Raw genomic sequence first — 26,261 nt, forward strand, 5'->3', positions numbered from 1 at the left:
TGAAAAAGTGGACAAATTATACCTTGATTGCTATTTTAAAATGCCGATAAGGATAAAACCTACACCTATAATGATAAGGAGCAATTTACCATAAGACACACTGCCAGCGACACTAATTAAACCTAACGATGTTGCTGTTATAAAGATGATGGGACCGACAATCGCAAGAAGCGAATTAATGACGAGCGCTTTTTTTACATCATTGAAATAAATCATGGCGATAGCTGCTGAACATTCAATCATCGCCGAGAATAAACGAAGCACCGCCATACCTAATAAACCAGGATCGAGCTGTGCTTGAAAGGTGCGAAAAAATTTCATTCCATTCTTCCTTTCTTTGCGTACTTGGCCTGTACTAACGTATGATGAAATGATCAAAAAAAGACTTCCTGCGTTGAGTGCAGAAAGTCCTCTATAAGCCAGCTCCTAAATGGAGCGCTTCTTTTTCAAAATTAAGCGCGTGAAACATATTCCCCTTTGCTAGTGTCAATAATGAGCCTATCTCCTTCATTGACAAAAAACGGAACTTGGACAATTAAGCCTGTTTCAAGCTCGGCAGGCTTGGATCCGCCGCTTGCGGTGTCTCCTTTAATGCCCGGGTCGGTTTTGACTACTTGAAGCTCTACCGTATTCGGAAGTTCAACGCCAAGCGTTTCTCCGTTGTAAGTGCGAATATGAACTTCCATATTTTCTTTCAAAAAGTTTAATTCATGTTCAAGCTGGGCAGCGGGCAATTCAATTTGTTCATATGATTCGGTATCCATAAACGTGTAAGCATCGCCGCTTGAATATAAATACTGCATTCGGCGGTTCTCAATATGCGCCCTCTCTACTTTCTCACCTGCACGAAACGTTTTTTCCTGCACAGTGCCGGTCCGTAAATTCCGGAGTTTTGAACGAACAAATGCCGCCCCCTTACCAGGCTTCACATGCTGGAATTCCATGACTTGCCATATGCCCCCATCAAATTCAATGGTAAGGCCGGTTTTAAAATCGTTAACTGATATCATATTTTGCCCTCCTTTTTGAAACACCTATAGAATGATTAATTCTTTTGTTGCTTTTGTCAATCTTTTATTCCCTGTTTCAGTTATTAATATGTCGTCTTCGATTCTTACGCCGCCAATTCCGGATAAATAGATTCCCGGTTCGACCGTGACAATCATTCCCGGCTTAAGAATCGTTTCGCTGTTAACGGATAGCGTTGGGCCTTCATGAATATCCAGTCCAATCCCATGTCCTGTCGAGTGCCCGAAGTAATCACCGTATCCCTTGTCTTTAATATAATTTCTTGTTAGTGCATCAGCTTCTTTTCCTGACATCCCAGGTTTAATTCCCTCAACACCTAGCCGCTGGGCTTCCAAAACGATTGCATAAATTTCTTTTAATTGATCGCTTGGCTCGCCAACCGCAATGGTTCTTGTCGTATCTGAACAATAGCCTTTATAGTATGCTCCGTAATCAAGTGTCACGAAGTCACCTTCCTCAATGACCTTGTCACTCGCCACGCCGTGAGGCAATGCTGAACGATAACCTGAAGCGACAATGGTGTCAAATGAAGAAGAAGTGGCGCCTTTTTTTCGCATAAAAAACTCAAGTTCGTCAGATATTTCACGCTCGCGCATCCCTGGTTTTATGTATGTAATAATATGCTCGAATGCCGCGTCTGCGATTTCAGCTGCTTCTTTTACGATTTGAATTTCGGTGTTGTCTTTAATTAATCTTAATTCTTCGATGATTCCAGAAACAGGGATGAGTTGGGCTGGGATTTCTTTTTTATACGTTTGGTACGTGCTGTATGTAACATGATCTTCTTCGAATCCAAGCTGGTTTATTTTCATTTTTTCAGCTTGTTTTGCAATTTCTTCGATGATTTTTCCTTTATGTTCGACAATGTCATAGCCCTTCGCTTGCTCTTTGGCTTGTTCTGTATAACGGAAATCTGTAATAAATTTCGCTTCATTTAATGAGATGAGAGCAATCCCGGCCGTTCCGGTAAAATTCGTCATATACCTTAAATTACTTGAACTTGTAATCAGCATACTGTCGATGTTACATTTTTTCATCACTTCTCTTAACTTTTGGACACGCAGCAAATTTGTTCACCACCAAGCTTTTTTTTAATTTTCGAGCAGGGCCCTTACAGCCATTTCATACCCATAAAAACCAAAGCCTACAATTTGCCCTCTTGTAACCGGTGAGATAACTGAAGTGTGGCGAAACGCTTCACGAGTGTGAACGTTGGAAATATGAATTTCGATGGCAGGAATCGAAACGCCCGCAATCGCATCACGAATGGCATAACTGTAATGAGTGAACGCACCGGGGTTAATAACGATGCCAATCGCACCTTCATCTTCCGCTTCATGTATCCAATCAATGAGGTCACCTTCATGATTGGATTGTTTGCATACAATCATGCAGTTCCATTCTTTGCTGGAAGAAACTAATTTTTCTTCTAAGTCTTTCAACGTTTTCGAACCGTAGACGTCTGGTTCGCGTTTGCCTAACCGATTTAAGTTAGGGCCATTCAGCACAAAAATTTTTTGCAAATTATCTCCTTCTTTTCTGTTGGTTCTGTTAAACAATGCTGTTGATAACCTCGCGGGCATGATTTACCTTCCGGGAAGCGGATTTTCCTTAAGGCCAAAATCGTCCCCGCTAATGTTTATCTATCAACATTAGACAATAACAAAGCCTTTCTATTAAGAACTTGTTGAGATTATGATTGAATCATAATTCAATGTATTCAACATTTTATCACAGCATCATTTATTTGAATAGACGAACTGGTTTTGGATTCATATTACGGCTTGTTCGATGTGTTATATTTTTGGGCGTAAACAAACGAGATGGAGTAACCAATAAAGAGGCCATACAAAAGATAGATGCATAGCGTCGTTGCAATGGTATTCCAACCTAATTCATGCAATGGCTTAAGATCCGGGAAAATCGGTTTCAATAAATAAAAAACAATTCCCCAGATCGCCGCTCCAAAGAGCACACCCGCAAGAACACTTTTGACTTTTGCTAAAATAGCCCTGTAGACAAACGCGACGCCGATGGACAATACCGCGATGACAAGGATTCCGATCAATTGGCCGAGAACTTTATTTTTCCAATCGCCTAGCGCCCAAGGGTTAAGGATAAGCGCGGGGCCCACTTTCGATAAATTTAAGTAATAAGCAACAAAATTAACAATGCTCCAAATGAAGCCGCCGAAAAATCCAATCGTAACCACTTCGGTTAAAAAATTTACACCGTTTTCATTCTCTTTCTTCTCTTGATCATGCTGATTTTCTTGATTTTCCATGTACCATCACCTCTCCAATTAATATGTTCAGTTTTTTCTTTTCCATAACTACGAAACACTTCAATGTAGAGGTTTTTATGAATTTCCTGTAAAATAGAAACTAGTAAATCCACATGTAGGTTGGTGAATAGAAATTGGCACAGAGCAAAACGCCCGCATACGGGGGTCAAGCTGTGATAGAAGGTGTAATGTTTGGCGGAAAAAACACGTATGTCACTGCAATTCGTAGAAAAGATGATTCGATTGAATATTTCGAAGTAAAAAGGAAACCAAGACCTTCGTTAAACAAGTTAAAAAAAATCCCTTTTTTACGCGGGGTCGTTGCTCTTATCGAAGCGAGCGGGAATGGCACAAAGCATTTGAACTTTTCATCTGATCGATATGACGTTGATCCGAAAGATGATGAAAAAGTGCTTGCCGAAAAGGATAAGGAAGGATCCAAACTTGCTTTAATTTTAGGCGCGGCTACAATCGGAGTATTAACCTTCTTGTTTGGGAAATTTATATTTACAATCATCCCTGCGATTGCTGCTAATTTCATGCTGCCGATTTTCCCTGGGCGCATTGAGCAGAATCTTATCGAAGGATTGATAAAATTAATTTTGTTGCTTGGCTATATTTATTTTATTTCGATGACACCTCTCATTAAAAGGGTGTTTCAATACCACGGGGCCGAGCATAAAGTAATCAATGCTTATGAAAATGGATATCCCCTTACCGTTGAAAATGTTCAAAAACAATCTCGCCTTCACTATCGCTGCGGCAGCAGTTTTATTCTATTTACAGTCATTGTTGGAGTATTCGTCTATATGTTCGTACCATATGATCCGCTGTGGCAACGTCTCGTTTACCGTATCTTCTTAATCCCTGTTGTGCTTGGGATTTCGTTCGAAGTATTACAAGTAACGAATAAAATGCGCAACATTCCTGTGCTCAGGTTTTTAGGCTATCCTGGACTTTGGCTACAGCTTTTAACAACAAAAGAACCAACAAATAAACAAGTAGAGGTTTCAATTTTATCTTTTCAGGAAATGCTAAAAAGAGACGAACAATACGAATTAGAAAAACAGCAGCCAAAAATCATATAAGTGTGTCCTCTAGTTCGTTTACTCCCAAGGAGGTGTAAATCGTGCGTTTTTCTCGTTTTGTAGTTCCTGCATTGGTTTTGTTCGCCGTTATCGGTTTTGCATCTTTTCTCATTAACGAACCCCTCAGGCTACTCAGAACGATCGCGTTATATGCCATTATCATCGGTGGCGTCTATCTCATTTACAGAATGTTTTTTAGAGATAAAGCGCGCGGAGCAGCAGATTCAAATTATCAACGTGCTGTCAAGCAGTCAGCCAAAAGGCAAAAGCAAAAGCAAAAAGTTCGTACAAAAGCCCCTCACCTCAGAGTGATCGGTTCAAACAAATTAAAACCTAGAAAGCCCGCCCTGCTTAAAAAGAACGAAAAGCATAACTTTACAGTAATTGAAGGCAAGAAAAACAAAAAAAAGAACCGCGCGTTGTTTTAACGGCGATTCTTTTTTATTTTATTTATCTTCTTTCCTCAATGGATTGCTGGTGAATGCGGATTAATTGATTAATATCTTTTCTAAGCTGTTCTATCTCTTCTTCATCTTTCAGTTGATAGTGTTGGCGAATGTTGCCTTTTGCATCAATTAATGTTACTGAAGGCTCCGCTTCTTTCTTATCATTGATTTGATTCTTGAATAATTCGAGTTTTTCATTAGGGACGAAAAGAAATTTCCAACCTTTCACGTCCACATGGTACGTGTCTTTATAGTGTTCGATGATTTTCTTATCCATTTGAGGGTTTTCCGCAATGGAAAGCATGTCAACCTTTGTGCCAAAGTTTTTGTCTTTTTTAAGCCTTTCTTGCAATTCTTCTAACGCTCCATACATTTCTTCACACTCATCAGAACAGTTTTCCTCAGCAAATAAAACGACTTTGACTTTTCCGTCTTGAATCATAAATTTTTCGCCATCTACTGTTTCCGCTTCATAGCTATTCAGCTCGCCTAAAATAGGGAGAGCAATTGATTTTACCCATAGCCAATAGAGCAACCCGCCAATCGAGGCGATGATCATTAAAATAACAGCCATGGTTACATTTTTCTTTCTTTTATTCATGCACTAATTCTCCCGCCTTTTGCCCGTTTTTATTTTTCCGTTCAATTAACACAGTTAAGCTTAGAATCGTTACGATAATGGTTGCACCCATGTCGGAGAGAATCGCAATCCAAAGTGTCAGCATCCCTGGTATCGTAAGCAGCAAAGCAATCGCTTTAAGGCCTAATGCGATGGCGATATTTACTTTGATTAGGCGATTAACCATTTTAGCAACCCTAATCGCATTTGGCAGTTTGCCAAGATGATCTTGCATGAGGACGATGTCAGCCGTCTCGATGGCGCTGTCCGTTCCTTTTCCCATCGCAATACCAATATCCGCTGTCGCAAGAGCCGGGGCATCATTGATTCCATCCCCAACCATTGCCACTTTCCCATCTTTGGCAAGCATTTTTACTTTTTCAACTTTATCTTCAGGAAGGAGGTTGCTGTAGACGTCTGTCAATCCGATTTGGTTCGCCACTTTACGTGCAGTTTGCTGGTGGTCGCCTGTTAACATCACTGTCCGCTTTATCCCGGCCTTCTTCAACGCCTGAATGACTGTTTTGCTTTCGGAGCGAATCTCATCTTCAATTCCGAAACATCCTAAGATGCTTTTTTGATCCGCAACAAGGACAATCGTCAAACCTTCCTCTTTTAAACGTTGAATGTCTGCTTGAATATCATTTGGAACAGACAAGTGTCCAATGCTTTCTTCATTCCCTAGCCAATACTTTTCTCCATCAATGACCGCTTCTACCCCTTGTCCGGAGACCGTTCTAATTTCTTCCGGCTCTTTTAATAGAGTTGAAATGCCTTCAGCCTTTTTCATGATCGCCTTCGCTAACGGATGGGAAGAAGACTTTTCGATTGCTGCTGCGACAGGTAAGAAACGAGATTTATCGTATTCAATCATCTTCTCGACATGCGGCTCGCCTTTTGTAAGCGTTCCTGTTTTGTCAAACACAATTGTATCAATTTTGCCAAGCCATTCCAAAAAAACGGATCCCTTCACTAGAATACCATTACGTGCATTGCGTGTAATTCCCGAAATGTTAGCAATTGGTGACGAAAGAATGAGCGCGCAAGGACAGCCGACGATCAGAACAGCCAAACCTTGGTAAAACCACTCTCCCCAAGATGCATTAAAAAATAATGGCGGCACAACCATCACAAGGCCGGCAAATACAATAATGAAAGGTGTGTAATATTTTGCGAACCGATTAATAAACAGCTCTGTGGGCGTCTTCGTTTCCTGTGCTTCCTCGACTAAATGCAATACTTTCGCAAGCGAAGAATCTTCATACGCCCTTGTGATTTCAACTTTAAGAACCCCTTCATTATTTAAGCTTCCGCCAAAAACGCTTTCGCCAATTTCCTTATCAACAGGCAGCGATTCCCCGGTTATGGCAGCTTCATTTACTGAGCTTCTGCCTTCTATCACAATGCCATCTGATGGTATCGTTTCCCCCGACTTTATAAGGACAAGATCGCCAACCTTTAGCGCGTCGATAGGGATAACCTGCTCAACGCCGTTTTCAATGCGTATGGCTTCTTTAGGCGCGACTTCCAACAGCTTTTCCATTGAATGTCTGGCTTTCTCCATGCCAAGCCCTTCCAAGTACTCGTTCAATCCGAATAGAATAGCGACAAGTGTTCCTTCTTTCCATTCTCCAATCGAAACTGCACCAATCAAAGCAATCGTCATTAATGTATCAATGTTAAATTTTAATCGCGAAAGATTTTTTACCCCTTTAAAAAAGGTCGTATACCCACTTAACGCCATCGCCGCCACATACATCGAAATGATTAGAAATGGGCGTTCTATTGCATTTTCAAGAAAAATAGCCATAAAAAAGATAATCGCAGATACAATCAAATACCATTTTAAAAGACTGCCATGGGTATGATCATGTTCCCCATCATCTTCCACTACAATTGAAGCGCCATCGCTGGAAAGGATACCCCTCACCTTCTCTAAATCCACTTTCTCGTTTATCGTAAGCTGTGCTTTATTATAGCTAATTTTTGCATTTTCACCGTGCTTTATTTTTTGAATCTCTTTTTCCAAATCGCTTGCACAATTTGGACAAGACAATCCCTTTAATTTGTATGCTTTCATTCATGCCACTCCTTTAATCATGGACCGCATGATGGATGGATTGCTCCAGCATGGACATGACGTGTTGATCATCCGGAGAATAAATAAGCGATTTGCCGGAACGTTTATATTTAACAAGGCGCAAGTTTTTTAATAACCGAAGTTGGTGTGAAACGGTTGACTGCCCTAAAGAAAGTTGTTCTGCAATTTCAGTTACAGAGCACTCCCTTTGCGAAAGAAGATACAAAATTCGAATCCTTGTTGGGTCTGAAAGAGCTTTAAACGTTTGGGCCACCGTTACTAGTGTTTCCTCATTCAATTCTTTATCGTTGTTTGAACTTTTTATCATTACATGCCTCCTGCATTCAATTTATGTATCATATGAGCATATGTTCATATTATCATTAAAAATATTTAATTAAAAGGGGTACTTGCTGAAATATTAAATGATTTACAAATAAAGTTCAAACAATTTTAATAATTAATAGATTTAAAATTAGTTATTTGGGGTAAAATAGAGCTAGATACAAAATATAAATATATAGGAGCGGATAAATATGAGAAAAGTAAAAATGTTCACTTTCAAAGAATTAGTGAGTAAAAATAAAGAAGAATTATTAAGAAATAACAAAGAAATGGAAAGAATCGAAAAACAAATCGATGAGAAACATTCCAGAAAAATAAAAGTCGAAAGAGCCGGTTCTGGTTCTTATTAATAGAAACACCTGATTCAAAAAAGAATCAGGTGTTTTCTTTACTTTTCGCTTTTTTTCATAATGATCCCAATCGTAATAAAACCTGCGATTGCTAAAACGAAGACAATGACCAAAATAATATTGACCCATTTCTGCGGATTTTCATGTGCTTCTTTCGCCGGCACTTTCATTTCATTGTTTTCTAGAGCAGCATCATCCATCGAACTGTCTGATACTGAAGCAGTCGCTAAATTGCTTTGAAGCAATGAAGATTCAGCCTTCACTTCCGTTGGATGCATGCTTAAAGACAGAAACATAATCAACGCAAGGAAAAATCGTTTTATCATTTTTTATTCCCCACCACTTAACTCATACTTCGTTCAACAAGCATTTTACTATATTTCACATAGAATAGCCGGTTTAAATATGAAAGAAAGCGAAACTTTTACGCTCCGCTTTACTGGTTTTGTTTATATTCTTTTTTTGTCCCGTCATTAAATACAATTTCCAAGTCAAGTTCTTTATAATCATTCTCGATTTCGAATGCTTCCAACGACTTTGAAATAACATCCTCTTCTGGTGTTTCTTTATCAATATTCATATCTTTCAGCTTAGGGAACAGCATATTAAAAGCTTCTTCACCTTTTGAATTTATGTTTTTACGCTGATCTTTGTATTCCGCATCCACAGTTCCGTCGGTCCGTTTTTTAAATTCAATTTCAAAGTTATCATCTGAACCATTAAAATCCAAATCTAATTCGTATTCATTGAAGGAAAGCTGATCCATTTGTTCACCCATGGGGTCAACAGTCTCATTATGCTGGTCATCGGCCGTATTCGCCGTGTTTTCTCGATTTTCAACATGGGTTGGATCATCGGGCGGCGTATTTTCTTGCGAACATGCCGCAAATACAAGAAGTAACGGCATAGCCAATAGCAATTCTTTTCTCACTGAACATCTCCTCCTACCGCGGTTAGAAATAGTCCTATTATTTCCTTCCGGCGCAATTTTAAACAACCCGGATGTTCAGCTTATCTTTCAATTCCATGGCAATACATAAAAAAACACTGATAAAAAGTGAAATGTCGATCCGCCAATGACAAATAGATGCCAAACTGCATGGTGAAACGGAAACAACCGCCATACGTAAAAAATCGTTCCAATGGTATAAAGAATGCCGCCAACAACAAGCAAGAGCACACCATTCGATGCAAGGCTGGCAACAAGCGAATTCCAAGCGAAAATAATAATCCAACCCATTGCCACATAAAAAATAGTGGACAAAAATAAAAACTTTTTCACAAAAAACACTTTAAAGATGACCCCAATTAACGCGATTCCCCAAACAATGCCAAACAACGTCCATCCAAGCGCCCCTTTTACAACAATAAACAAAAAAGGCGTATACGTGCCCGCGATAAACAAATAAATGGCGCCGTGATCAAAAATTTCAAATAAGTTTTTTGCTTTTCCTTCGGGAAAACTATGCACTAATGTCGAAGACGCATAAAGCAAAAGCATGGTTGCGCCAAAGATCGATAAACTGACGATATGCCATGCTGTACCGTTTAAACTTGCAAATACAACCAATAGAACAAGCGCGGCGATACTAAGCAAAGCGCCAATTCCATGTGTCACTGCATTCGCGATCTCTTCTCTCCGGGTAAATGTATGGGTAGCCGCCATCATGAACACCTCTTCCGTGTATATTACCCATTATAACTTAATTTTAAGCCTTTATCTAACATTTCTATTGCCCAATGATTTGTATAGTTCTATCATTATATAAAAAGGTAACGTAAATTTTTAAACCATTGTGAGGTCGATACCCTATGAAATACGGATTTGCCCGACGCGTCCACAAATTAAAATCTTCCGCTGTCCGCGATCTTTTAAAAATTATTAACCAAGGCAATATCATTTCATTTGCCGGCGGCCTTCCAGATGACGGCCTTTTCCCTTTAGAGGCTGTAGAAAACGCATTTGACAAAGCGTTCCAATCCGGGAAACAAGCGCTTCAATACGCCGAAACAGAAGGCCTTGCCCCTTTTCGGGAAGCGATTGCTGAACGAATGGCTAAGAATGGAATCAAATCATCGATTGATGATATCCTTGTGACGACAGGTTCCCAACAAGCCATTGATTTGTTTACGCGCATCATGTTTGATCCTGGCGATGTCGTTTTAACCGAAAACCCTACGTATTTGGCAGCACTGCAAGTCTTTCAATCTTACGAAGTTGACGTGAAGCCCGTCCTCTCTGATGAACAAGGCATGATTCCGGAAGACTTGGATAATAAAGTTAAAAAGTATAATCCTAAAGCCATTTACGTCATCCCTACTTTCTCTAACCCGACAGGGAAAGCTTGGTCGCATGAACGAAGGGAACATTTACTCGAAATTGCGAAAAAGAGAAATGTGATCATCTTTGAAGACGACCCTTACGGCGAAATCAAATTTGATGACAACGAAACCTTTGTGCCGATTGCTGCAATGGATACAGAAGGGACGCACGTCCTCTATACGAGCACCTTTTCAAAAACCGTCGTTCCTGCTTTACGGACAGGCTGGATAAAAGGCCCATATCAAATCATCCGGATGATGGCGCAGGCAAAGCAGGCAACCGACCTGCACACAAATTCATTGTCACAGCATGCACTCTACCACCTTTTGCGCGACTTTGACCTCGACAGCCACATTAAAACATTGCGAAAAACCTATTGCAGCCGTATGAAAATCATGAAAGAACTCTTGGAATCCATTAATATGCCAGGCTTTTCCTATATCGTCCCAAAGGGCGGCATGTTCTTCTGGGTAAGCATGCCGGATGCCATTAACGTGACATCCCTTCTTGATGAAGCTGTAAAGAGAGGCGTTGCCTACGTTCCAGGCGCTCCGTTCTATGTTGACAAACCGGAATTGAACACATTGCGGTTGAACTATACTCATTCCGCACCTGACAAACTGAAAAAAGGCATGGAAATTTTGACAGATGTCTTTTCAAATACGCTAACCAATGCAAAGTAACAGAAAAAACCTCTCGCCTTTCACATGAAAGTAGATCGAGAGGTTTTTCCTTTCTATTCATTATTATCGGCAACTGTGCCGACGAAGTAGCCAAAAATAATAAAGATTAAGGCTGTTTCTTAGTTTAAAAGAGTCTTTCCTGCAAGCAACCTGCTCAATCGCAAAAACGTCATATTCTAACCATGATGATATCCGCTAGTTGAATCAACGTTGGAAACAAGTGCCTGCGCCTAAGAACTTCTTCTGAATTCTACACTTTAGGCTTTGACGGAAAAATAGTATAGGACCAAGACCAAATGAAATCAATAATAAAGATTAATCCCCAAATCATCCCGATTGAATAGACGGTTTCGTTGGGATAAGGTGATTCCTCGTAAGTCCCCGCTTCGATCCAAGAAAGATCCCGGATGTATCCTAACAACTCCTCCCAACTATCCGTTCCGTACATCCAAAACACAGATTGCACAACAACAAACACAACCAGATGTGCAAGCGATGTCCAACGATACTTCCTTGCCAAATATTTGGGATCTTTATTTCTTTCCATGATTCGATAATCTTTCTCTGTTAGAAGTTCCTCTCCTCGCCAACCCCCAATTTTCTTCCGCATCCAGCGATCCAGCTTCATAAAATCAAAAATTCCAAACGTGCATGCATAAATGACAAAAATCGTAATGACAATCTGGAATGTTGAAATTTCCCCAGTTTCCCGATAAACTACTACCGCCAGTAATGCTTCTAATACTAAAAACACTAGGAAAGCAACAATAAAGAGCAAGCTTAATTTTTTCCTATTCATTAAATATCGTACGATGCCAAAAAGTACAAGAGCCCCCATTGATAACACTTCCGCAGCTATGAATAACTCCCATTGCAGTGAAAGGATAAAATCCATCAACTCCCCGCCTCCTCTTAACCCGCTACTTTTTTATTCTTTTAAACTATAATTATTATACAAAATGACGTTGCGTCACTTTCAATAACAAATATAAAAAAACTGAAAAAGCATATAGTAAGAAAAAAATGTGAGAGATTTTTATTATAAAAGAAAAATATAATTGACAAGCCGGCAAGAATTTACTATAGTAATACTTGTCAGCTTTACGATCCGTTAGCTCAGTTGGGAGAGCGCTACCTTGACAGGGTAGAGGTCGCAGGTTCAAGCCCTGCACGGGTCATATTGAGAACCGCTTGTCCTGTAAGGGATAAGCGGTTTTTGTATTTTTAAAATAACTATAATGTAAGTTGTTTTGTTGTCCAATTTCTAAAAGCGGATTATATAAAACGATGATTACTTAATTTCTAAGGTGCTCAAAATTATCGGTATTCTTCGTTCCTCCTACTTACTATTACAAAAAATATGAATGGAAGGAAAAAAGTGAGTGAGAGACGTCCAACACCTGGCTACTCCTTCAAACATCTTCTATTAATTCCATGCCACAATTTGGACAGCGATTCTCAATAATTGCAAATTAGCCAGTCCAACTCTGGACTTCATAAATTACTAATGATACCCACCGAAGAAAAAGCTCGAAATTAGCATGTTGTTATAAATTAAAAATTGGGTATTTGTAATCCTTTCAAAGCTGTTTTCAATTTCTAAGGAATTTATGTTATAATTGTCATAACAATTATAAACAGGGATGTGATACCATATGAAACAATTTGAACGAAAGGTTACTAAGATTGGAAATAGTTTTGGGGTTACTCTGCCTTATGAGTTACTTAGACAAGTTGGTTTAGCGCAAGGCGATGATGTCCAAATTGAAGTTAAAGATGGTAAGATTGTTTTGCAAAAAAAAGAGCAGATTACGCTGCCTGAGGGTGTTGACCCTGAATTTATGAATATCTTAAATGATGTCATTAAAGAACATAATAAAGCTTTCAAAGGATTAGTGAATAGATAATGGATGAAATTATCTATTTAACAACAAACCAAGTTATTGCTATTAATGCTATACAAATTCGTCTATATTCTCCAGATGAACCAATGGGGGTAAAAGATCCAAACTTACTTGATTCAGCCCTTAACCGACCAAAACAGTCAGTACTTGGAGAAGACGCTTATCCCAGTATATATGAGAAAGCAGCTGCACTTTTTGAATCATTAGCAAAGAACCATGCCTTCCATAATGCGAATAAACGAACTGCTCTCGCTTCATTAATTGTATTTTTGAAAATAAACCATTATAGTTGGGTGATGGGAATTGAAGAGGAACAAGACTTTACGGTTGATGTCGTTAATAATAAATACGCATTTGAAGAAATTGTTTCAATAATAGAAAGTCATACAAAAAGAAGTTAGATCCATTTTTATAGGCACAGATCTGGTGTACAGTTCGTGTTCCTCTGTGAAAACCAACAACTGATAGTTCGGTTTCTAAAGGGTTTTCGATACCCCATAGATGCCACATCCGCTTCTGATTGTTTAAACTTGGCAGATCAGCACCAATAACACCTGATTTATTTTCATTTCCGATAATTCCTCTATCGCCAAATTCTACCGCTTTTTTTCCCAGTTCATATTTTCAAGATCACTTACTTGAACAAAATCAGGAACATGTTTTATTTGATGAGCAGCCTACAACCAAAAAAAGCATACCCAAGAAAATAAATACCTTAGCTTTCTGTTTCAAAAAACCTCTCCTTAAAAATAAATTTCTTCTTTTTATTAAACAACGCTTAGGTAATCTGTCTGTTAATTCAATCATACAGAAAATAACTATACTGCACATCATTTATCGGTATTCAATTATCCCATTTATCTAAATCTAATTTGATGCCTTGATATAATTCATTTTTCATCACCATTTGATCATAAATAGGGTTTAGAAGTAGCTTATATGCACATTCTAAGTTTTGTAACCTTTTTTTGTCGAATCCAATTTTCGACGCTTTGATAAATAGGACTCTCATTTTTATTTGCAAAGCAAAAAAGAAATAATATCTTGAACTTTCTTGTGAATGGTTAATTCTAATTTTTTGCAAGTGCCTTATTAATCTTTTTTGCAAATTCCCTTCACCAACGTACAAGACCTTATTATCTGAAGCGTTTGTATAAATATACATTCCTAATTCACATGGAACATTATTTTCTATTTTGGCTTTTTGAGATTGAAATTTATTCATATCATGATCAATAGTTAATTCCTCAAAACCTAATTTGGGGAAATCAAAATATTTAAGGTTTTTGTTTATTAATGCATTAATCTTTTCCATATACAGTTACATCCCGTCCTATACTTTTATCAACTATTACATAAATTAACATTCTTCCACGGCTTTTGGAAATCAAATAGGCCCTAACAACTCGACAATACTAATCTGATAACCTAAAATAAGTTCTTTTTATTGTTTCTTCTGAATTCGTTACAGGAGGCTTTACCATGTACGACCCAACCATTTTTGAAAATTTAAAAGTTGCTTTTGAAAATCAAATCTATGATCTTGATAATATCGATCGTAAAATTACGATTCTAAACAGAAAAGATCAAATGGATTTTGCCATTCTTTCCAGAAGTTTATCCATTCAATTCTCGCTCGTTGATCAACCTGAAGTGACGGCGGAAATTATATTAGCAGCTTCCTTGGAAGAGTTAGCAAGAGAGATTTTAGCTGTGCCTGGAAAACAGCCGGGTTGTTCCCTATTATTACGATTTAGCAAACATGTTCACCATGTAACCGAACAGTGTGAAAGAATTGAACAGGCATTATACGCCATTTGGGAGAATGATATCGAATTAACACAAACGCTAAGCTTTAATTATAGAGGTGACCCTTCGCGATACTTGAACACCCTCGAAGTGAAATTCAAGCCGAAACTTGGTGAAAAGAATATGGGGGAATTACCCGACTTTCTTGACTCAGTTATGGAGACGTTGAGAGAATTGAGCAAAATATAAGATAAAAAAGCAGCGGTTCATCTTTTTGAAAATCCGCTGCTTTTCTCATTCTTGCTATTTGTAATTTCCTTTATTTTCTTTTTGAAAGCGGATTTGCAAAAGTCAGGGGAATGGATTAGAAAATCAAATAAATGGGTTAACGTTAACGTTCTGAGGGATACTGGGAGACATTTCATGGAGTTCTATATATTTCGAGCTACATTCCAACTTTTTTCTGCAACTGATAAATTTCTTTATCATGCTCAACAAACTTCGCTTCCAAATAATCGTAATTTTCTTCGGTTTTAGTGAGTGAACCACCAAAATTCATAAAGCGCTGGTCCATGTTGGTATCCAATACATCCATACGTTGATGAAGTTCATTTTTCAATTCCTGTAAATCTGAACGGATCTCTGCTTTGAATTCTTTCATGTCAGTTCGCATTTCTTCCTTGAATTCCTGCATGTCAGAACGCATTTCTTCCTTGAATTCCTGCATGTCAGAGCGAATTTCTTCCTTGAATTGTCCGAACTCTGCCCGCATCTCTTTAATTAATTTTCTATTATTTTCTTCCAATGCGAGCTTCATCGCATCAATAAACGGTTGATATTCCATTATTCATCACCTCCCTATCGTTAATAGTTTCTATTATACCTTATATTATGACATTTTTGTTCATTGCTTTTACGGATGATATTGAAAAACCGTCTCAGGATGTTGGAAAACCACATACTGAAACGGTTATGGCTTGTTCTTAGCTGCTATCCCTCTATTTATTCTTTGACAATTTATCCCGGTCATAAGCCATTGGAGGCTGTTCCAGCCATTTATTTTTTATCATGAGATTTGCTCCATCTTCCGAGTATAATTGAATTTCTGCAGATAGCCTATTGTACATGACGCCCAAATCAACTCTTGGACTTTGTGATACACTTATACCGTAATAACCAATGCTTAACGAGATTAATCCGTTTGTAAAAAACATCATCAGTTTATCGGAAAATGTATTAGCTGTACTCTCTGTTACTTCGGATTCCCATGTCATTGGGACAGGCAAATCATTTTCTTTTAATTTCTTTCCAAATAGCTCAATATGTTTTTTCGCAATCTCTTTCCCTCTTAAAAAGTATTGCCGAACCTCTTTTGATTTAGATACTTGAATAAATCCCGTAAGGATTGCCGCCCCTAACGCATTCCTTAGTATATTGGCATGTAAATTTGCAATTTCCATCGAAGATAATGGTCTCTTTTCACCAAATACATCCCAAACGAATCCTTGCTTTTCTACATAGCCAGCTTGCTGCGAATTTGGAAAATAAGGGGACCTGATATACATCCCTTTAGATAATAACAAGTCTTTTGTCATCTTATACAACTGCATCGTTTTCGTTAAACATTCCATATAAAAATCTGTAATGTCAGTTCTTACAGATGCCGCTACACCTGCGGAAAAAAGGTTAAGTCCAATGGATGCCATTTGATGCAAAAAGTGTAAAACGTATCCGTCGGAATAAAGTCTAGGAGCAGTTAAATCTACATCTTCCTCGATTTTAAACCCATATGGAATTTGGCGATTTTCTTTTGTAAATATCGTGGTTAAAGTTTCCAAATGTATTTTTGACAATTGTAAAGCATGCTCAATCATCGGTTTGATTTCGGCGTCTTCTGCTTTTTCCAAAAAATAAGATAACATACAAATTCTTGCACTATCGTTTAAATATTGGAACCAGAGTGAAGCCAGTTCTGTTGCTGTTAGCCTTATTTGTTTGTTTTCCTCCATAAAGTTAAACCTCCTTATGTCTATTGCACAATCTCCAACTAGTTTAGTTATTTGCCATTGAATAGTAAATTATGAATGTAAAAGTACTGTTCGTTGCAGATGATCAAGTTTTCGACCACATAAAAAGCCACCCAAATCAATGAAATGAGTGGCTTTCTTCTCTTTGCCTTTTATAACGCTCCCATGCCGCCGTCAACCCGATATTGGACGCCAGTGATAAATGAACTTTCATCAGAAGCAAGGAAAAGAACTAAATTTGCAATATCGTTTGATTCGCCGTATCGCCCTAAAGGGATAGTTTTCGCCAAGGTGGCTTCATCCGTTTCCAATCCTTCCTCTAATGAACGCATCATTCTCGTATTTACCGGGGACGGATGAATGGAATTAACCCGTACATTTGCACTTGCTGCTTCTACCGCCGCAGCCTTAGTTAATCCAACGACTGCATGTTTCGAAGTGATGTAAGGAGACACGTTAGGGCTGCCGCTCAACCCTGCGACGGAGGAAGTGTTAATTACGCTGCCGTGACCTTGTTTCATCATGACTGGAAGGACATGCTTCAATCCTAAAAATACGCCGCGTACATTGACGCTGATCACTTTATCGAAGTCCTCCACTTTTTGCTCGACAAGCGGGGCAACTTTCCCTTCAATTCCGGCGTTATTAAAAAATACGTCAATTTTTCCAAATTGGTCAACCGCTTTTTTTACATAGTTTTCTACATCGGATTCTTTTGAAACATCTGCTTGAACTGTGAGCATGTCACCATGAGCGGACAGTTCATTCTCGGCATTGTTAAGCGGTTCTTCCATTAAGTCGACTAAAATGACTTTTGCGCCTTCTTTCAGGAATCTTTCAGCTGTTACTTTACCTATGCCGCCAGCCCCGCCGGTAATGACTGCAACCTTTCCTGATAACCTTCCCATAATGTTACCTCCCATTATTAAATAAAGCTTAAAATCATCTTCTTTAAAATTCCCATCTATTCTAAATTTATCCTTTGGAACTTGGAAACAGACTACCAATCCAATGAATCTAAAAATTCACCAATATCTTCGTACACTTGCTCGCGTTCTTTATCAAGCGTAATGACATGGCCGGACTGTTCATACCATTTCAATTCCTTACGCTCCGATCCCACATTGTCGTAGATCATTTGAGCGCTCTCAAGATATGGAGATTCATCCAAGCAGCCTTGCAGGACAAAAATGGGGGCGGTGACTGAATCAAGCCTCTCTCGTAGGCCGTTAATTGTTTGCGCAAGGTTTTCAAGGGAGGTTGTTGGCATTTCATTAAGCTCTTTCAGTTCATTAGTTATCTGTGCATTGTCTTTTCCTTGAAACTTTTTGAATTCTTTTGCGTAGCTTTCGACTCGTCTATATAAATCGCTAACCTCTTTCTTGATAATGGGCGCTGACATGGTAACAATACCTTTAACAGGCTTTTCTGCTGCTAATTTTAAAGAAAAAACCCCACCCATCGAAAGGCCGGCTGCGGCAATGTCGCTGTATCCTTCCGCTTTAAGAAAATTATAGCCATCGATTACATTCTGCCACCAGTCTTCAGGCCCGGTTTGAAGAAGCTGTTTTGGATCAACCCCATGGCCCTTATAGACAGGTGCATGGCAAGTATAGCCGTGTTCGTGTAAATATTTTCCCAGCTTTCTTACATGGAATGCAGTTCCTGTAAACCCGTGCAGCAAAAGGACCGCCCGGCTTCCTCCTCTGTATGTAAAAGGTTTAGGTGCAACAATTTTCATTGTCATTTAACCTCGCAAATCATTGAAATTCAACTATTGTTACAGTAACATAATTTCTTGCCAAAATGTTAAAAGCGCGGCTAAATGACTTTGATCATTTAGCCGCGCACCAATGGCAATGTAACACAACGAAAGGAACCGCCAGATTTGATAATTTCGGAAATGTCCACTTCAATGACATTGAAGCCGCGCTCTTTTAGCTTTTTGTTGATGTTTTTATTCATCGGCAAGCTGAAAAGGGTCCGGTTTCCAATTGATAACAGATTCGTCCCCAATGTAAACTGCTCTTCTTCTGTTACTTCAATTAAGTCATAATGGGCGGCCAGAGCGTCAACCATCTTTTTGTCTAAGGCTTTCGGGAAGATGACCGCTTCATCTGGTGACACAATATTAAAGACACAATCAAGATGCAAGTAATCGTCTAAAAACGGGACGGCCGTTACTTCAAGATGAGGGAGTTGTTTTTGGAGTTCATCAATCGCCTCTTTCGATGTTCGAGTGCTGACTCCGATCCAGAGTTTGTTCCGATCAATGATGACATCCCCGCCTTCGATGCTTCCCTTTTGCAACGACTGAAAAGGAATATGATGCTTAGCAAGCTGCTCTTCCAAAATTTTTTCCTCGCCTTGCCTGATTTCCCTCCGCATATTGCCTAAAAATACAGTGTTTCCAAGCGTAAATCCGATGTCACGGGTGAATACCTGCTCAGGAAATTTCTTATCGGCTGGAAGAAGTACAACCTCTATACCATAGCTTTCCAACGCATCTGTAAAATGTTTATGCTGTTCCGCCGCAAGCGATTTGTCAATGTCCTCTTTGGCAAAGTGCTCCTGCGTATGATTGATGACTTCTCTAATTTCCATATGATGGGCCGGACATAAAATCACTTTTTTCAGTGTGCTGTATTCATCCATACAATATGCTTGATTCAGGCCATTCTCTCGACTCATGTCAACCTCCAGCTTTACAAATGATTCCAACGTCCGTAATTCTTCTATCGTTTTTTAATTTTCCCTGTTTTTTGCATTTTTAACCCTTTTTGTCTACGTCATTTATGAATCACAACCCTCGTACCTATTGGAACTTGAGATGATAATTCCAGCACATCATGGTTGTACATTCGAATGCAGCCGTGTGAGACATCTTTTCCAATCGAAGACGGGTTGTTTGTTCCGTGTATACCGTAATGGGGCTTTGACAAACCCATCCAAAGCGCCCCAAAAGGGCCTCCCGGATTGCGCTGTTTATTGATAATTCTGTACGTCCCTGTAGGTGTTGGCGTTAATATTTTTCCGACTGCGATCGGATACTTTTTTAATAGTTTATTGCCGTCAAAAAGTTTTAATTGGTGCCGAGAAGTAGAGACGTCAATCCATTTTGCCATTGGATCACCTCCATTATTTATCTTATGGGGGTACCAAGGCGTTTGTTATATTGCTTTCTTCTTCAGGGAACAAAAATCATTATTTAAGGCTCCCTATCATGAAAGCAGTTTATCGTTAACAGTGGAAGACTTTGTGGCTTCAATAGACTTGATATGAAAATTTTCCACTTCCAGTACTTTAAATTTATACTGTCCGACAGTTAATTCGTCCCCTTCTTTTACCTCTTGTAATTCATTTAGCACCCATCCGCCCAACGTATCAACATCATTATTGTTGATTTGAAGGCCAAATAAATGATTCACTTCTTCGATTAAGACTTTCCCATCAAGCACTGTCCGGTTTTCATCAATGCGATGGATTTCAGGAATTTCATCTTCATCGAATTCATCACGAATGTCTCCCACAATTTCTTCAAGTATATCTTCTATCGTTACTAATCCTTCTGTTCCACCATATTCATCCATTAATATAGCCATGTGGACGCGTTCTTTTTGCATTCTTATTAACAAATCATGGATCGCAATCGACTCGAAGACTTGAATAATCGGCCGGGTGTATTTTTCTATCGTGTTTTCCAAATCATTTCCCTTGGCGAAATGCAGCAACACATCTTTAATATTCACCATGCCAATAATATTGTCTTTATCGCCATCAATAACGGGGTAGCGCGTATAGACTTCGTTCGTTGCAGCATCAATAAACTCTTGTACCGTCTGATTCTTATCAAATGCAACAATCTCCGTACGTGGAATCATAATTTCCCTGGCAGTGCGATTATCAAACTCAAATATATTATTCACATATTTGAATTCCGTTTGATTGATTTGCCCGTGTTGAAAACTTTCATTAAGGATAAGGCGAAGCTCTTCTTCAGAATGGGCGTTTTCATGTTCTGATACTCGCTTCATACCGAAAAGACTCGTTATAAAACGGGCTGAGCCATTTAATACCTTGATAAATGGGTACATGATTCTATAAAAGAAAATGAGCGGGTTTGCAAATAGAAGCGTCAGCGATTCCGCTTTTTGAATCGCAAATGTTTTAGGAGCAAGCTCCCCAACGACGACATGCAAAAATGTGACGATGGAAAACGCTAAAACAAACGATAAAAGACTCGACACCGACTCAGATAAACGAAAGTAATCAAATAAAGGCTGCAGCAAGCCTTTAACCGTAGATTCCCCAAGCCAGCCTAATCCTAGGGCGGTAATGGTAATGCCTAATTGGCACGCTGAAAGGTATTCATCTAAATTGGATAAAACTTTTCTGGCAGCGATCGCATGTTTATTGCCTTCTAAAACGAGTTGGTCAATTCTTGTACTTCGAACTTTTACAATTGCAAATTCAGATGCCACAAAAAATCCGGTTAATGCAATCAAAATAGCCACCATCACCAAATTAACTATCTCCAAATGGTCTCCTCATTGTATTGCTACAATAAAGGAATACACCTCCTGTATAAGGTTTCTTGTCTTTTATCACTATGACGCCGCAGCGTCCGTTAGATCCTTATCCCTTTAATAACAGCAAGGCATGAAGCAGCGATGTGCTTTGTGGGGACAAACTTTTCATTATCTTTTCACGTTGATTTCTAGTTAAGCTTTCTAGCATAGGTTTTATTTCTTTAATTTCAAATTCAAGAAACTCCATTACCTCTTTAATTTGTTCTGTATGCCTAGTAACTTCGTTGCAATCGAGTGTGCCGTTAGATTGGAGGAGCTCAATAGTATTCTTTATTTCATCCAACGGCATATTCAGTTTTTGATAATGTTCCACCAGTTTTAAAATCCGGATGGAATCTTCTTCGTAAAAACGGTAATTCGAATGGGAACGTATGGGCTTCAATAAGCCAATCCGGGTGTAATAATCGATAGTCCGCTTAGAAACATTTGCCTTATCGGCTAGCTCCCCAATTCTATAAAACTTCCCAACGCATACACCCCATTCCGTTAAAATTTAATTTAAATTTACAATAAGAGAAGTGTACAGTCAACGTTACACTAAAAGTGCAACGATTCACTCCGAGTACACATACAGCAGCCGATATGGCATCGCTAAGATGACGATTGCTTCCATTATAAGTTATCATTAACAAAGAGATAGAAAAGCTAGGAGGACATTCATGACTACGAAGGAATTAAAAGAAGAAGCAGCCAAATTTAGAAAATGGCCTGAGAAATATACGATCAGTCCTTTCGCTTACATTTTAAACGAAAGGGCGTATCACCTCGTTGATTACCACGGAAGAAACCCGGAGAATCTAAAAGGGATTGCTGTTATCTCACTTGACGGGGGACCGAAAAGCGATTATAAGAAGGCGTTATATCCGTTAACGCAATTTGCATCTGCGGTATCAAATATTTTTACAGTCATGGGCCCAAGGAGAAAGCTTACGCCAAAGTTTTATGAAGATATTATTGAAGCGGTTGAAACGTCATCTGTTCCCAAAGATGAAACGTTACTCAAAGGGATTCAATTATTTGAGAAGCTGATTGACATGCAAACCGAATTTAACCGGCTGTATGACGAATTTGAAGCATTTTATACAGAGAGCATTACGGTAAAAAATGTATTTAATAAAAAAGATGTCGACTATACACTGTCTGTTCTGGCCAAGCTTGATTTGATGCAATTCAAGCAGGGGCATTATTTAGATGAAAACATTAAAGTGATGCACGATTTCCTCGAAAAGCTAAGCGACCGGAAAATACGAAAGCATCTGTCGCGGGAAAGCAAAAATTTTATACGCGGGATGAATATGAATCAATATTTGCTTGATTCGCGTTTGACACAATACGAATTTGAGTACTCCATTATAATTCTGCCGGAAAAAGAACAAATTGAACGGAAGAAAGCAGAATTTAATAAAGAGGTGCGCCAATTAATCAAAGAGAGGGAAAATCAGTTAAGAGGGCATGCCGCAATGTAAGCGAGGGATACGTCCCCCGCTTTTTTTGCTTCTTACTTAAGCTTTGTTCCGCGCAACAACTGCTCCAGCTTGTTTTTCCAACGGCTTAATGACGGCTGACATGTCTTCATCGGCCAGCCCTTCATGAATGGCGGTGTTGAATGCATCCTGCGCCATGTTGCCTGTAAACACTTTGAGTCCCGCTTGGTTCATTAATTGATTGGCGAGCTTCACGTCTTTATGGACATATTTCACGGCACCGCCAGGTTCAAACTGCCTGTCGAGCACATAATGTTCCATATGTCGCCGCAGCATCCGGCTGTCGCCGTAGCTTGTTTTTAAAATATTGTACAACTGATCGGATTTAAGTCCGAGAGCAGTTCCGACAACCATTGCTTCTGAAGCGGCAAGCGAATGGACCGCGACCAAATATTGGTTCATTAGCTTCGCGACGCTTCCCATTCCACTCTGTCCGAGATGTTGGATATTTCCACCCAAAGCGTTTAAGACTGGAAAAACTTTTTCATAGGATGGCTCGTCACCGCCGACCATGATCGTGAGCGTCCCTTCTTCCGCTCCTTCCGGGCCTCCGCTGATTGGGGCATCTAGAAAGATCATTCCTTTTTTCTTTGCCTTTTCTCCCATCGTTTGGCTTGTGTCCATACCGACTGTTGTAAAATCAAGGCAAATCGTTTCAGGCTTCGCATGCTGAATCACTTCTTCATATACTTCATTGACATCACTCGGCATGGAAAGGCATGTACAAATGACATTCGCTTTTTCAGAGAGTTCAGAAATGCTTTCAGCCGCTTCTGCGCCAAGTTTCACAAATTCCTTCATTTTTTCTTTCGTCCGGTTATAAACGATGACGGAGAATCCAGCTGCAAGCAGTCTTTTTGTCATTCTTGAACCCATGACGCCAAGCCCTATAAAACCTATCTTCATCACATCACATCCTATCCTTCTTCAATTTTTCCAACCAAGCAAGGCTTTTTTCACTGTTTCCCGAAGGATTGTACTCCAAGCCGACGAAGCCTTCGTAGCCTTCTTTCTCCAAAAATGTAAATACATTTTCATAATGGATTTCCCCAGTTCCGGGTTCATGGCGGCCAGGGTTGTCGGCAATTTGAATATGGGCGATGCTGCCTTTATGTTGCTTAAAGGAATTCAATAGCTCTCCCTGCATGCGTTGAATATGATAAAAATCAAATTGAAGCTTAAGATTTGGCATCTTTAGTTCATGAATCATTTCAACAGCCTGTCCTAAATTTGAAAGTAAATAGCCTGGCATGTCGAACGTATTGATCGGTTCAATGACCAATGTTAAGCCATGTTTATGCAGCTGTTCTGCTGCAAAACGCAAATTATCTTTGTAAGCGGATAAAGCCACTTCCTTCTTTGTGCCTTCCGGTAAAATGCCTGCCATGCAATGAAGCTTGTTGCACTTTAGCTCCCGCGCATATCGAATCGCCTGTTCAACAGATTCCTCAAATTCTTCTCGGCGGCTAGGAAGAATCGCGATCCCTCTGTCTCCCTGTTCCCAATTTCCCGGAGGCAAATTAAACAGAACCGTTTTCAGCTCATATTCGTGCAATTTTTGTTTTATTTGCTCAGGCGAAAAAGCATAAGGAAATTGAAATTCAACATGTGTGAATCCCGAATCCTTCGCTTTTTTGAACCGTTCCAAGAAAGGAACTTCAGTAAATAATGTTGTTAAATTTGCCGCAAATTGGTACATGTCTATCCCTCTCCTTGTAATTCGAATCATTCGTTGCCGCAACATTTGTTATATTATGTATAAGCGGGCTGGCTGTCCTAACGTTGGCAAGTAATGTTATCATTATACTATTGGATCGAAAAACAAGGCAAAAAGTTCTCGTTCCTGATGAAAGAAGAGAATTAGCAAGCAAAGAGTGGTCATTAGCTAAAAATCCAGCCAAATAAAATGGCTGGATTTTTTCGCTGATTTTAATGTGAAGGGACTTCTGTCGAAATGTTTGTCTTCGTTTGCTTTTTTCTCTTTAGCGCAGTTGGCAGCCTCAATGACACGAAGCCGGCCATGAAGAGAACAACTGCAGCGCTGCCAAATGAAATCCAGTGGGTATGGAATGTTTCGAAAGCCCAGCCACCTAATAACGAACTAAACGTAGCCGCAACTTGGTGTGAGAAATAAGCCCACCCAAACATAATGCCTACGAGGCGTACGCCGTATATGTCAGACATAATCGCAGAAGAAAGGGCCATATTCCCTGCCCATACTACTCCGGATATCATGGCAACAATGTAAAGCTGGAACACCACAGTTACCATCACTAAGAAAATAAATGCAAGGCCCCTCACAAAATAAATAAGCGCGAGCAAATTTTTCCGCGGCACACGATCAGCAAAATATCCCATAATAAGTGTACCGGGAATGGCCGCCAACCCGATTGCGCCAATAGCCAGCGATGCCGTCACTTCGGTAAACCCGTGATCAACGAGCATCGGAATTCCATGCGTTCCAAGCAGGTTCATTCCATAACCGCATGCAAATAGCCCGATTGCAATTTGCCAGAAAGGCAACGTTTTAAACGCTTCCCTTAATGTTAAATCCGGATGAGGGTCCTGCGGTTTCACTTTTGGCTTCGCTCCGGTTGCGTCAGGTCCTACATCCGCCCCTTCAGGCACATCTTCCCGAATAATGAACAGGGCTGTAGGTACAACGATTAGAAGAAAAACAATTGCAAAAATAAGAATCGCTTGATGCCATCCGAAAGAACGGATTAAAAATGTAACAACCGGATTCATTCCGGCAATTCCAGCCATTGACCCCGTCGATAGATAAAACAGCGCCTGGCCTTTCCGTTTAATAAACCAACGCGAAATGATTGGAGTAAAGGCAATTTGGCTCGTAAACGCAAGCCCAAGTGATAAAAATATACCGAAAGACATCAACAGCTCAAATGGCGAAGAGGAGAACTTTGCCCAAAGGCTTGACAAAAAAACAATAATGGCTCCGGAGATTAAAACGAATTTTGTCCCCCATCTCTTTTCCAAATAGCCTGCAAGAGGCATTCCTATTCCGTATAGAAACATGCCTGTCGCGATAATAGCAGATAAACCTGTGCGGCTTATTGCGAAATCTTCCAGCATTGGCAGGAAAAACGGCCCGATGCTCATTCTCATGCCAACCGTTAAAAAAGTAATGAATGTTGCAGCATAAACAATTATCCATCCGTAATAAAATTCTCTCTTTTTCCCCATTTCTCCCCTTCTTTCTAGTTGTATCACGCAAGTATGCTAAGTAACATTCTACATCTT

The 26,261-nt window shown here is 39.5% G+C and carries 33 protein-coding genes and 1 tRNA gene; 10 read left to right on the top strand and 24 right to left on the bottom strand.

Features of this window, described 5'->3' with window-relative positions; all coding sequences use genetic code 11:
* Window positions 1-30: 30 nt before the first annotated feature.
* The 5 genes from DCC39_RS01885 to DCC39_RS01905 all read right to left on the bottom strand — a co-directional run bounded on the left by DCC39_RS01885 (window position 31) and on the right by DCC39_RS01905 (window position 3,313).
* Window positions 31-321 carry a YqhV family protein gene (locus DCC39_RS01885; RefSeq protein ID WP_116553270.1) on the bottom strand — a complete coding sequence of 97 codons (291 nt, stop codon included), beginning with the start codon at window positions 319-321 and terminating at the stop codon, window positions 31-33.
* 131 nt (window positions 322-452) lie between these two features.
* Window positions 453-1,010, bottom strand: coding sequence for an elongation factor P (gene efp / locus DCC39_RS01890; RefSeq protein WP_116553183.1), 558 nt, complete (start codon window positions 1,008-1,010; stop codon window positions 453-455).
* A gap of 24 nt (window positions 1,011-1,034) precedes the next feature.
* The gene (locus DCC39_RS01895) at window positions 1,035-2,096 is read right to left on the bottom strand and encodes a M24 family metallopeptidase (RefSeq protein ID WP_116553184.1); all 1,062 of its coding nucleotides are present in this window, start codon (window positions 2,094-2,096) and stop codon (window positions 1,035-1,037) included.
* Between the two features lie 24 nt (window positions 2,097-2,120).
* Entirely contained in the window at window positions 2,121-2,552 is a 432-nt protein-coding gene (gene aroQ, locus DCC39_RS01900) for a type II 3-dehydroquinate dehydratase (RefSeq protein ID WP_116553271.1), read from the bottom strand.
* Window positions 2,553-2,806: 254 nt separating this feature from the next.
* On the bottom strand, window positions 2,807-3,313 hold the full coding sequence (locus DCC39_RS01905; RefSeq protein ID WP_116553185.1) for a YqhR family membrane protein: 507 nt from the start codon (window positions 3,311-3,313) through the stop codon (window positions 2,807-2,809).
* Window positions 3,314-3,447: 134 nt separating this feature from the next.
* On the opposite strand from DCC39_RS01905, the gene DCC39_RS01910 reads away from it, so the two are divergent.
* Together DCC39_RS01910 and DCC39_RS01915 are read left to right on the top strand one after the other, a co-directional pair.
* Window positions 3,448-4,401 (top strand): DUF1385 domain-containing protein, encoded by a 954-nt coding sequence (locus DCC39_RS01910; RefSeq protein ID WP_116553186.1) that lies wholly within the window; start codon window positions 3,448-3,450, stop codon window positions 4,399-4,401.
* Window positions 4,402-4,442: 41 nt separating this feature from the next.
* Window positions 4,443-4,829, top strand: coding sequence for an SA1362 family protein (locus DCC39_RS01915; RefSeq protein ID WP_116553187.1), 387 nt, complete (start codon window positions 4,443-4,445; stop codon window positions 4,827-4,829).
* Between the two features lie 22 nt (window positions 4,830-4,851).
* On the opposite strand, the gene DCC39_RS01920 is transcribed toward DCC39_RS01915, so the two are convergent.
* Genes DCC39_RS01920 through DCC39_RS01930 form a run of 3 tightly spaced genes read right to left on the bottom strand, consistent with a single transcriptional unit; the run spans window position 4,852 to window position 7,874 of the window.
* A complete protein-coding gene (locus tag DCC39_RS01920; RefSeq protein WP_116553188.1) occupies window positions 4,852-5,448 on the bottom strand; it encodes an SCO family protein in 597 nt (198 codons plus the stop codon).
* A complete protein-coding gene (locus DCC39_RS01925) occupies window positions 5,441-7,546 on the bottom strand; it encodes a heavy metal translocating P-type ATPase (RefSeq protein ID WP_116553189.1) in 2,106 nt (701 codons plus the stop codon). Before DCC39_RS01925 ends, DCC39_RS01920 begins: the two co-directional genes overlap by 8 nt.
* Before the next feature lie 13 nt (window positions 7,547-7,559).
* Complete coding sequence (locus DCC39_RS01930; protein WP_116553190.1) at window positions 7,560-7,874, bottom strand: ArsR/SmtB family transcription factor; 315 nt, start codon at window positions 7,872-7,874, stop codon at window positions 7,560-7,562.
* 208 nt (window positions 7,875-8,082) lie between these two features.
* On the opposite strand from DCC39_RS01930, the gene DCC39_RS01935 reads away from it, so the two are divergent.
* Complete coding sequence (locus tag DCC39_RS01935) at window positions 8,083-8,241, top strand: FbpB family small basic protein (protein ID WP_116553191.1); 159 nt, start codon at window positions 8,083-8,085, stop codon at window positions 8,239-8,241.
* Window positions 8,242-8,279: 38 nt separating this feature from the next.
* Here the strand turns inward: DCC39_RS01935 and DCC39_RS01940 are convergent, their stop codons facing one another.
* The 3 genes from DCC39_RS01940 to trhA all read right to left on the bottom strand — a co-directional run bounded on the left by DCC39_RS01940 (window position 8,280) and on the right by trhA (window position 9,907).
* Entirely contained in the window at window positions 8,280-8,567 is a 288-nt protein-coding gene (locus tag DCC39_RS01940) for a hypothetical protein (protein ID WP_116553192.1), read from the bottom strand.
* A gap of 110 nt (window positions 8,568-8,677) precedes the next feature.
* Window positions 8,678-9,172: a YusW family protein gene (locus DCC39_RS01945; RefSeq protein WP_116553193.1), complete on the bottom strand. Its 495-nt coding sequence runs from the start codon at window positions 9,170-9,172 to the stop codon at window positions 8,678-8,680.
* An 87-nt stretch (window positions 9,173-9,259) separates the two neighbouring features.
* The gene (gene trhA / locus DCC39_RS01950) at window positions 9,260-9,907 is read right to left on the bottom strand and encodes a PAQR family membrane homeostasis protein TrhA (RefSeq protein WP_116553194.1); all 648 of its coding nucleotides are present in this window, start codon (window positions 9,905-9,907) and stop codon (window positions 9,260-9,262) included.
* Window positions 9,908-10,053: 146 nt separating this feature from the next.
* Here trhA and DCC39_RS01955 point away from each other — a divergent pair, with 146 nt between their 5' ends.
* Window positions 10,054-11,247, top strand: coding sequence for an aminotransferase-like domain-containing protein (locus DCC39_RS01955; protein ID WP_116553195.1), 1,194 nt, complete (start codon window positions 10,054-10,056; stop codon window positions 11,245-11,247).
* 250 nt (window positions 11,248-11,497) lie between these two features.
* Here DCC39_RS01955 and DCC39_RS01960 read toward each other — a convergent pair whose 3' ends face one another.
* Window positions 11,498-12,142 (bottom strand): hypothetical protein, encoded by a 645-nt coding sequence (locus DCC39_RS01960; protein ID WP_116553196.1) that lies wholly within the window; start codon window positions 12,140-12,142, stop codon window positions 11,498-11,500.
* A 210-nt stretch (window positions 12,143-12,352) separates the two neighbouring features.
* Between DCC39_RS01960 and DCC39_RS01965 the strand changes: the two genes are divergently transcribed.
* The 3 genes from DCC39_RS01965 to DCC39_RS01975 all read left to right on the top strand — a co-directional run bounded on the left by DCC39_RS01965 (window position 12,353) and on the right by DCC39_RS01975 (window position 13,552).
* Window positions 12,353-12,425: transfer RNA gene (locus DCC39_RS01965), tRNA-Val, on the top strand.
* Between the two features lie 477 nt (window positions 12,426-12,902).
* Window positions 12,903-13,154 carry an AbrB/MazE/SpoVT family DNA-binding domain-containing protein gene (locus tag DCC39_RS01970; protein ID WP_116553197.1) on the top strand — a complete coding sequence of 84 codons (252 nt, stop codon included), beginning with the start codon at window positions 12,903-12,905 and terminating at the stop codon, window positions 13,152-13,154.
* The gene (locus tag DCC39_RS01975; protein ID WP_116553198.1) at window positions 13,154-13,552 is read left to right on the top strand and encodes a type II toxin-antitoxin system death-on-curing family toxin; all 399 of its coding nucleotides are present in this window, start codon (window positions 13,154-13,156) and stop codon (window positions 13,550-13,552) included. Before DCC39_RS01970 ends, DCC39_RS01975 begins: the two co-directional genes overlap by 1 nt.
* Before the next feature lie 443 nt (window positions 13,553-13,995).
* Here DCC39_RS01975 and DCC39_RS01985 read toward each other — a convergent pair whose 3' ends face one another.
* Window positions 13,996-14,466 (bottom strand): hypothetical protein, encoded by a 471-nt coding sequence (locus DCC39_RS01985; RefSeq protein ID WP_116553199.1) that lies wholly within the window; start codon window positions 14,464-14,466, stop codon window positions 13,996-13,998.
* A 167-nt stretch (window positions 14,467-14,633) separates the two neighbouring features.
* Between DCC39_RS01985 and DCC39_RS01990 the strand changes: the two genes are divergently transcribed.
* The gene (locus tag DCC39_RS01990; RefSeq protein ID WP_116553200.1) at window positions 14,634-15,149 is read left to right on the top strand and encodes a hypothetical protein; all 516 of its coding nucleotides are present in this window, start codon (window positions 14,634-14,636) and stop codon (window positions 15,147-15,149) included.
* A 196-nt stretch (window positions 15,150-15,345) separates the two neighbouring features.
* Here DCC39_RS01990 and DCC39_RS01995 read toward each other — a convergent pair whose 3' ends face one another.
* The 8 genes from DCC39_RS01995 to DCC39_RS02030 all read right to left on the bottom strand — a co-directional run bounded on the left by DCC39_RS01995 (window position 15,346) and on the right by DCC39_RS02030 (window position 22,009).
* Window positions 15,346-15,744: a hypothetical protein gene (locus tag DCC39_RS01995; protein ID WP_116553201.1), complete on the bottom strand. Its 399-nt coding sequence runs from the start codon at window positions 15,742-15,744 to the stop codon at window positions 15,346-15,348.
* 154 nt (window positions 15,745-15,898) lie between these two features.
* Window positions 15,899-16,909 carry a DUF3231 family protein gene (locus tag DCC39_RS02000; RefSeq protein WP_116553202.1) on the bottom strand — a complete coding sequence of 337 codons (1,011 nt, stop codon included), beginning with the start codon at window positions 16,907-16,909 and terminating at the stop codon, window positions 15,899-15,901.
* Between the two features lie 170 nt (window positions 16,910-17,079).
* Window positions 17,080-17,835, bottom strand: a complete 756-nt coding sequence (locus DCC39_RS02005) for an SDR family NAD(P)-dependent oxidoreductase (RefSeq protein ID WP_116553203.1) — start codon at window positions 17,833-17,835, stop codon at window positions 17,080-17,082.
* Between the two features lie 92 nt (window positions 17,836-17,927).
* On the bottom strand, window positions 17,928-18,668 hold the full coding sequence (locus DCC39_RS02010) for an alpha/beta hydrolase (protein WP_116553204.1): 741 nt from the start codon (window positions 18,666-18,668) through the stop codon (window positions 17,928-17,930).
* A 98-nt stretch (window positions 18,669-18,766) separates the two neighbouring features.
* Window positions 18,767-19,618, bottom strand: coding sequence for a dimethylarginine dimethylaminohydrolase family protein (locus DCC39_RS02015; RefSeq protein ID WP_116553205.1), 852 nt, complete (start codon window positions 19,616-19,618; stop codon window positions 18,767-18,769).
* 98 nt (window positions 19,619-19,716) lie between these two features.
* Window positions 19,717-20,052, bottom strand: coding sequence for a L,D-transpeptidase (locus DCC39_RS02020; protein WP_116553206.1), 336 nt, complete (start codon window positions 20,050-20,052; stop codon window positions 19,717-19,719).
* Between the two features lie 96 nt (window positions 20,053-20,148).
* Window positions 20,149-21,465, bottom strand: a complete 1,317-nt coding sequence (locus tag DCC39_RS02025) for a hemolysin family protein (RefSeq protein WP_116553207.1) — start codon at window positions 21,463-21,465, stop codon at window positions 20,149-20,151.
* Between the two features lie 97 nt (window positions 21,466-21,562).
* A complete protein-coding gene (locus DCC39_RS02030; RefSeq protein ID WP_116553208.1) occupies window positions 21,563-22,009 on the bottom strand; it encodes a MerR family transcriptional regulator in 447 nt (148 codons plus the stop codon).
* A gap of 166 nt (window positions 22,010-22,175) precedes the next feature.
* On the opposite strand from DCC39_RS02030, the gene DCC39_RS02035 reads away from it, so the two are divergent.
* Entirely contained in the window at window positions 22,176-22,982 is an 807-nt protein-coding gene (locus DCC39_RS02035) for a hypothetical protein (RefSeq protein WP_116553209.1), read from the top strand.
* A 36-nt stretch (window positions 22,983-23,018) separates the two neighbouring features.
* Here DCC39_RS02035 and DCC39_RS02040 read toward each other — a convergent pair whose 3' ends face one another.
* The gene (locus DCC39_RS02040; RefSeq protein ID WP_116553210.1) at window positions 23,019-23,906 is read right to left on the bottom strand and encodes an NAD(P)-dependent oxidoreductase; all 888 of its coding nucleotides are present in this window, start codon (window positions 23,904-23,906) and stop codon (window positions 23,019-23,021) included.
* 4 nt (window positions 23,907-23,910) lie between these two features.
* On the bottom strand, window positions 23,911-24,699 hold the full coding sequence (gene hyi, locus DCC39_RS02045) for a hydroxypyruvate isomerase (RefSeq protein ID WP_116553211.1): 789 nt from the start codon (window positions 24,697-24,699) through the stop codon (window positions 23,911-23,913).
* Window positions 24,700-24,782: 83 nt separating this feature from the next.
* Between hyi and DCC39_RS19560 the strand changes: the two genes are divergently transcribed.
* A complete protein-coding gene (locus DCC39_RS19560; protein ID WP_276309871.1) occupies window positions 24,783-24,905 on the top strand; it encodes a hypothetical protein in 123 nt (40 codons plus the stop codon).
* Window positions 24,906-24,929: 24 nt separating this feature from the next.
* On the opposite strand, the gene DCC39_RS02050 is transcribed toward DCC39_RS19560, so the two are convergent.
* Window positions 24,930-26,204 (bottom strand): MFS transporter, encoded by a 1,275-nt coding sequence (locus DCC39_RS02050; RefSeq protein ID WP_116553212.1) that lies wholly within the window; start codon window positions 26,202-26,204, stop codon window positions 24,930-24,932.
* Window positions 26,205-26,261 lie beyond the last annotated feature (57 nt).

It is taken from the genome of Pueribacillus theae, from assembly GCF_003097615.1.
Classification (GTDB): Bacteria; Bacillota; Bacilli; order Bacillales; family UBA6769; genus Pueribacillus; species Pueribacillus theae.

Coding starts and splice junctions, on each gene's coding strand:
- DCC39_RS02005 (WP_116553203.1), bottom strand. CDS start 17,835: ATGGGAAGGTTATCAGGAAAGGTTGCAGTCATTACCGGCGGGGCTGGC.
- DCC39_RS02035 (WP_116553209.1), top strand. CDS start 22,176: ATGACTACGAAGGAATTAAAAGAAGAAGCAGCCAAATTTAGAAAATGG.
- hyi (WP_116553211.1), bottom strand. CDS start 24,699: ATGTACCAATTTGCGGCAAATTTAACAACATTATTTACTGAAGTTCCT.
- DCC39_RS01990 (WP_116553200.1), top strand. CDS start 14,634: ATGTACGACCCAACCATTTTTGAAAATTTAAAAGTTGCTTTTGAAAAT.
- DCC39_RS01920 (WP_116553188.1), bottom strand. CDS start 5,448: ATGAATAAAAGAAAGAAAAATGTAACCATGGCTGTTATTTTAATGATC.
- DCC39_RS01995 (WP_116553201.1), bottom strand. CDS start 15,744: ATGGAATATCAACCGTTTATTGATGCGATGAAGCTCGCATTGGAAGAA.
- DCC39_RS02015 (WP_116553205.1), bottom strand. CDS start 19,618: ATGAGTCGAGAGAATGGCCTGAATCAAGCATATTGTATGGATGAATAC.
- DCC39_RS02000 (WP_116553202.1), bottom strand. CDS start 16,909: ATGGAGGAAAACAAACAAATAAGGCTAACAGCAACAGAACTGGCTTCA.
- DCC39_RS01940 (WP_116553192.1), bottom strand. CDS start 8,567: ATGATAAAACGATTTTTCCTTGCGTTGATTATGTTTCTGTCTTTAAGC.
- DCC39_RS01935 (WP_116553191.1), top strand. CDS start 8,083: ATGAGAAAAGTAAAAATGTTCACTTTCAAAGAATTAGTGAGTAAAAAT.
- DCC39_RS02050 (WP_116553212.1), bottom strand. CDS start 26,204: ATGGGGAAAAAGAGAGAATTTTATTACGGATGGATAATTGTTTATGCT.
- DCC39_RS01925 (WP_116553189.1), bottom strand. CDS start 7,546: ATGAAAGCATACAAATTAAAGGGATTGTCTTGTCCAAATTGTGCAAGC.
- DCC39_RS01905 (WP_116553185.1), bottom strand. CDS start 3,313: ATGGAAAATCAAGAAAATCAGCATGATCAAGAGAAGAAAGAGAATGAA.
- DCC39_RS02010 (WP_116553204.1), bottom strand. CDS start 18,668: ATGAAAATTGTTGCACCTAAACCTTTTACATACAGAGGAGGAAGCCGG.
- DCC39_RS01885 (WP_116553270.1), bottom strand. CDS start 321: ATGAAATTTTTTCGCACCTTTCAAGCACAGCTCGATCCTGGTTTATTA.
- DCC39_RS02040 (WP_116553210.1), bottom strand. CDS start 23,906: ATGAAGATAGGTTTTATAGGGCTTGGCGTCATGGGTTCAAGAATGACA.
- DCC39_RS01930 (WP_116553190.1), bottom strand. CDS start 7,874: ATGATAAAAAGTTCAAACAACGATAAAGAATTGAATGAGGAAACACTA.
- DCC39_RS01960 (WP_116553196.1), bottom strand. CDS start 12,142: ATGGATTTTATCCTTTCACTGCAATGGGAGTTATTCATAGCTGCGGAA.
- DCC39_RS01985 (WP_116553199.1), bottom strand. CDS start 14,466: ATGGAAAAGATTAATGCATTAATAAACAAAAACCTTAAATATTTTGAT.
- efp (WP_116553183.1), bottom strand. CDS start 1,010: ATGATATCAGTTAACGATTTTAAAACCGGCCTTACCATTGAATTTGAT.
- DCC39_RS02020 (WP_116553206.1), bottom strand. CDS start 20,052: ATGGCAAAATGGATTGACGTCTCTACTTCTCGGCACCAATTAAAACTT.
- trhA (WP_116553194.1), bottom strand. CDS start 9,907: ATGGCGGCTACCCATACATTTACCCGGAGAGAAGAGATCGCGAATGCA.
- DCC39_RS01975 (WP_116553198.1), top strand. CDS start 13,154: ATGGATGAAATTATCTATTTAACAACAAACCAAGTTATTGCTATTAAT.
- DCC39_RS01955 (WP_116553195.1), top strand. CDS start 10,054: ATGAAATACGGATTTGCCCGACGCGTCCACAAATTAAAATCTTCCGCT.
- DCC39_RS01970 (WP_116553197.1), top strand. CDS start 12,903: ATGAAACAATTTGAACGAAAGGTTACTAAGATTGGAAATAGTTTTGGG.